The 5,226-nt window shown below is 69.9% G+C and carries 4 protein-coding genes; all 4 read right to left on the bottom strand.

From position 1 onward, the window contains the following. Positions 1–105: 105 nt before the first annotated feature. Positions 106–2,928, bottom strand: coding sequence for a pitrilysin family protein (locus VM221_08710; GenBank protein ID HUT74894.1), 2,823 nt, complete (start codon positions 2,926–2,928; stop codon positions 106–108). Between the two features lies 1 nt (position 2,929). After that, complete coding sequence (locus VM221_08705) at positions 2,930–3,679, bottom strand: hypothetical protein (GenBank protein HUT74893.1); 750 nt, start codon at positions 3,677–3,679, stop codon at positions 2,930–2,932. 33 nt (positions 3,680–3,712) lie between these two features. After that, on the bottom strand, positions 3,713–4,561 hold the full coding sequence (locus tag VM221_08700) for a hypothetical protein (GenBank protein HUT74892.1): 849 nt from the start codon (positions 4,559–4,561) through the stop codon (positions 3,713–3,715). 349 nt (positions 4,562–4,910) lie between these two features. Then, a partial coding sequence (locus VM221_08695) for a hypothetical protein (GenBank protein ID HUT74891.1) occupies positions 4,911–5,226 on the bottom strand: 316 nt, incomplete at its 5' end.

Genomic DNA, 5,226 nt, shown 5'->3' with positions numbered 1-5,226 from the left:
ATACAGGAGACACCAGCGACCGGGCAAGGCCGCGAGCCGGCAGCATCCCCCTCATCTGCCGCGTAGGAGCACAGCATGTTCATCCGCCCGTGGAGGGCTGTGCCCTTACTCTGGTGGCGCCGCAGCCTCCGGCCCGGCGGTGACGATGACGGCCTGGTCGGGCCGCAGGTACTTGTGCGCGGCGGCGGCGACGTCGGCCGGGGTCACGCTGTTCATGATCTGCGGGAAACGCCAGGGATAGTCCAGCCCCAGGCCGTAGAACTCGGCGTCGGCCAGCGCGGCGGCGATGCCGCTGTTCGTCTCCATGCCCAGGGAGACGGAACCGGTGACGTAGTCTTGCCATAGGCGCAGCTCCGCCGCCGCGGGCGGGTGGTCGCGGACTTGCCGCAGCACCTCTAATGCGCTGTCAATCGCCTGGTTGACGCGGGCGGGGTTGACTCCCATGTTCATGACCCACGGCCCCGCGCCCCGGTAGGCGGCGAAGTAGCTGTAAACGTAGTAGGCCAGGCCTTGCTCCTCGCGGATGCGCTCCGCCAGGCGGCTGGACAGGCCCCCGCCGCCCAGGACGTAGTTCAGCAGTTGCGCCGCGTGATAGTCCGGCGCCAGCCGGCTGACGCCGGGGAAGCCGATGATGACGTCCGCCTGGGTCTTGCCGGGGAGAGTGGTCTTCTCGCGCGTGACCTGAGCCGGCGGCGGCGCTTCGGGGAGCGCTATCGGCGGGCGTTCACCCCCAGCCTGCCAGTCGCCGAAGTATTGCTCGGCCAGCTCGCGCACCCGCTCCGGCGACACGTCGCCTACCACCGTCAGCACCAATGTACCCGGCCGGTAATAGCGCCGGTGAAAGCCAACCAGGTCCTCGCGCGTGATCACGCCGATACTCTCGAGCGTGCCCGACGGCCGATAGTGCAGAGGGTGTCCCTCGGGATAGAGCGTCGCGTAGAACCGCCGCGACGCGACCTCGCCCGTGTCCTGCAGCGCCTCGCTCAGCGCGACCTCCAACTGCTCGCGCTGCAGCGAGACCTGATCCTCGGGGAATGTGGGCCGCCGCACCTCGTCGGCCAGCACCTCCAGCGCCAGCGCCAAGTCGTCCTTGAGGCAGCGACCGCTGACATTGGCGACCTGGATGCCGCCGCTTAGGTCCACATCGGCGGCGACGAATTCGAGCGCGTCGGCGAGGTCCGCGGCTGAACGGTCTCCCGCCCCGCGGGAGAGCATGGCGGCGGTGAAACCGGCCAGCCCCGGCTTGCCCGGCGGATCGAAGATGGCGCCTGCGCCGACCATGCCGCGCAGGGCGATTGCAGGCACCGCCGGGTTGGGGTACACGATGAAGACGGCGCCGTTGTCGAGCTGGATGCGCACGGGTCCATGTGCCGCGTTGGGGGCGATCGTGCCCTCGCTCGCCCCGGCGCCCGGCGGCAGGGACGCAGCCCATGGCCGGTGGCCGGCGGCCATGGCAAACGGCGGCGCCACCTGGTGCATGCCCGACCGCTGCGCGGGGCCGGCAGGAGCGGCGGGTGCGGAGGGCGCCTGCGCGGTCGGCACGAACCAGCCCACGGTTCGGTTATCGGCGTTGAGGTAGCGCCGCGCGGCCTCCCGCACCTGCGCGGGCGTGACCCGCTCGATGCGCTCCAGGTAGCGGTAGAGCAGGCGATAGGTGCCGATAACGTCGAAGAAGCCCAGCCGGTAGGCGAGGCTGCTGACCGAATCGGTACCATAGACGAAGGAGGCCTTGGCCTGGTTCTTGGCCCGCTGCAGCTCGCGCGCGGAGATGGGCTGGGAGGCCAGCCGCTCAATCTCCGCCAAGGCGGCGTGTTCCCCCTGCTGATGCTCCACCCCGGGCGCGAGGGTCAGGTATACCGCGAACAGGCTCGGGTCGCGACCGGTTGAGTTGTAGGCCTCGGCGCTGACGGCGATGTGCTTGTCCACCAGGGCCTGGTAGAGCCTGCTGGTGCGCCCGGAGCCGAGCACCGACTCGATGACGTCGAGCGCGTAGTGGTCGGGGTGATTGGCGGCGGGGGCGTGAAAGGCGAGCTGTACCATGCCCACCGCGCCCGGCCGACGCACGACCACGCGACGCTCGCCCCGCTGCTCAGGCTCGACCGTCACCACCGGCCGCGGCGCAGGGCGCCGCGGAATCGCCCCGAACAGCTCGCGCACCCGCCCCAGCACCGCGTCGGTATCGAAATCGCCGACCACGACCAGCGTCGCGTTGCTGGGCGCATAGTAGGCGCGGTAGTACGCGAGGGCCTGGTTGCGGTCGTAGGCGTTGATGTCGGACTTCCAGCCGATGACCGGCCATTGATATGGATGCGCCGTGAACGCGGTTGCCCACATCTCGGTGTTCAGATAGTAGCCGGGGTCGTTCTCGCGGCCCTCCAGCTCCGACAGGACGACCGTTTTCTCGCTGCGCACGGCCTCGGGATCGAAGGTCGCGTTGGTCATGCGGTCGGCCTCGACGCGCAAAGCCAGGTCCAGATGGCGCGCGGGCACGGTCTCGACGTAGGCGGTGTAGTCAAGCCAGGTGTAGCCGTTGTCCCATCCGCCGGTGCGGGTGACGAGCTGCTCGATCTCGCCGGGCGCGAACCGCGCCGTGCCCTTGAACATCATGTGCTCGACGAAGTGGGAGATGCCGGTAATCCCCGTGTGCTCGTTGCGGGCGCCGACGCGGTACCAGGTATAGACGCTGACCACCGGCGCCGTGTGCAGCTCCTGCGTCAGCACGCGCAGTCCGTTGGGCAGCACGGTCAGGCGCGTGGCTAGGTCGCTGCGCGACCGCCGCCCCGGCCCGAAAGGCTTAGGGGCCTGCTCCGACGCCGGCACCGCCCCGGAGAGGATGGCGATCGCCAGCAGGCACGCAGCCAGCCGCCACCCGCCGGCGCGACGACGCGGTGCGAGCATCAGCGGCCATCCGCGACCGCGAGCAGTCATGTCATGCGCCCTCCCGCAGCACCCATCTGAGAAACAGCACCAAGCCAACTATCCACAGCCCCAGCAGCAGGCCAAAGGTGAATTCGAACGACAGGCGCAAGACCGCGCCCACAACGCCGACCGCGGTGCTGACCAGAATCCCGTACAGAAGCCCTTGCTTGACGGCGCCGCCGGCCCAGACGTCGCGCAGCCCCTTGAGGGTCGAGCACGACCACCCGCATTGCGGGCACGTCTTGCCGCTGGCATCGAGGGCGCCCTCACAGCGCGGGCAGCGCTTTGCCGTCTCCAGGCCCTGCATCTCGCGCAGCAAGGACTTCAACTCGTGGCGCGTCTTGGTATCCCGGGGATCGAGACCGATCGCGATCTCGTATTCGGCGGCCGCTTCCTCCCGCCGGCCCTGCTTGCGGCACACGGCGGCGAGAAAGGCGTGGGCCGCCGCGTTGCGGTGGTCGAACTCGATCGCCCGCTGGCAGCGCCGCTGGTCTTCTTCCAGCATCTCCCGTTCTCCGCGGCGGGACGCCGCGGTGCAGAGCAGGTGCCAGATGCCGAAGACGCCCACGATCGAGAGCAGCGCCGGGAAATACCAGATGCTGCCGATCAGCGACACCGCCACCGCCGTCTGTGCCGCCGCGAGGCCAATGCCCAACAGCCCCTGCCAGACCTCGATCTCGCGCTCGAGCATCGCCGACAGGACGCGAAGCGCAAGCCACCCGCCCGCAAAGCCCGCCACGAGCCACAGGATTAGCTGCAACCTACCCCCCCACCAATACCTCCGCCCCCTGAGCTACCGCTGCAGAGCCAGGGCGACCGTCACCCGTAGCGAGACCGCGCCGGGCACTGTCGCCTCAGGCGCTTCCGGGCCGAGCGCGGTCGAGGTCTTGAGGTCGAGCTTGATGTCGGTCTTCTGGCGCAGCAGCACGCCCTGCTCGTAGGCCAGCAGGCTGGTGGTCTCGATGCGCTGCAGCCCTTCCATCGTGACCTGCATGCCAACCACCTCCGCAGGCAGTGGCCGCTTCACCGGGATCGCCGTGGTCGTGCGGATCTTGGCGCACGGCACGCCGCCATCATCTTCCCACCCGACGAACTCGAACTGTTGCTCCACCTCCAGGTCGCTGCCGTCGGGCTGCATGAGCTTCGCCTTCGCGGTCCACTTGTCCCCGGGCTTGACCGCATGCTCCGGCAGACCTTCGACCTGGACGAGCCCGAACAGGGGCCGCACGGCATCGCCCATGCCAGGGGTGCTCAACAGAGCCGCGGCGGCCTCCCACCCGCGGACCGCAGTCACCTTGCCGCGATCGTCCACGACCTGGGTGAGCGTCGGCACCTGCATCGTCACCGTCTGGCGCTCGCCGCCGGCGCGGAAGGTGAGCGAGGGATCCTCCGTCGCCACCTCCACCTCCCACGCCTCCGGCCCCGCCCGTGACCGTGTCCGCTCGACCCGCGTGAACCGCCCCCGCACCGCCACCCGGTGCTCATCCCCCAGCATGGTGATGGTGCCGGTGCCGGAGACCTGGGCTCGATACCTGAGGGTCTGCCCGACCTCGTGGCGCAGCCGCAGAGTTACCTCGGTGGGAGCGGCCGCGGCGACGGCGACAAATGCACAGAGGCCTGCCACTGCTGCGATCAGCCTCATCAGCCAACCTCCGCCTAGATTCCCGGCTGTGCGCCGTGATCCCCCGCTCGGTGCGCGGCCCGCATCCGCGTGCCAACCACCCAATCCTGTGACCGCGGTCAGCAGGCGGGGACCCCCGCCGCCGGCCGCGAATGGCGACCATCCAGCCGGCGAACGGGCCACTGCGCGCTGCGGTAGGGATTGTATCACGAAGCTGAGGTGGCGGCAATCTCGGGCGTGCGCGATCGGCCGCCATTCGGGTGGGCGCGCGACAAGCGGGCATCGGTCGAGGGATTTGCGGAGAGCGACGCGGTGGATCGGTCGCGCCCCGCTTTCAGCATCCTGCGCGCTGTGTCCCCGCGGCCGCCGACTATCGCAGCGCCGGGCAGTGGTCCTCGGGCCGGGCGGTGGGGAGTCGCTGGCGCCGGGCCTGCCACAGGAGGATGCCAAGCGCAACACATGACACGGCGATCTGGCTCGACACTTCGCGCACCTGCCGGCCATGCGCTCCGCGATGCGTCGGGAAACACGGACGCCCCATCATCCCCGCCGCGCCCAGGCCGTTCTCGATATCCGGAGCGACGCCCCCGATTGCTCCCGCCAGGGCCGGCGAATCGAAACCGGCGACGACGCCTACGGTCGCCAGCGCCGCCGCTGCCATCGCCACTTCCGCCGTCACCCCGAAA

The organism is Armatimonadota bacterium, assembly GCA_035527535.1.
Classification (GTDB): domain Bacteria; phylum Armatimonadota; class Hebobacteria.
This window is presented reverse-complemented; position numbering and strand designations above follow the sequence as displayed.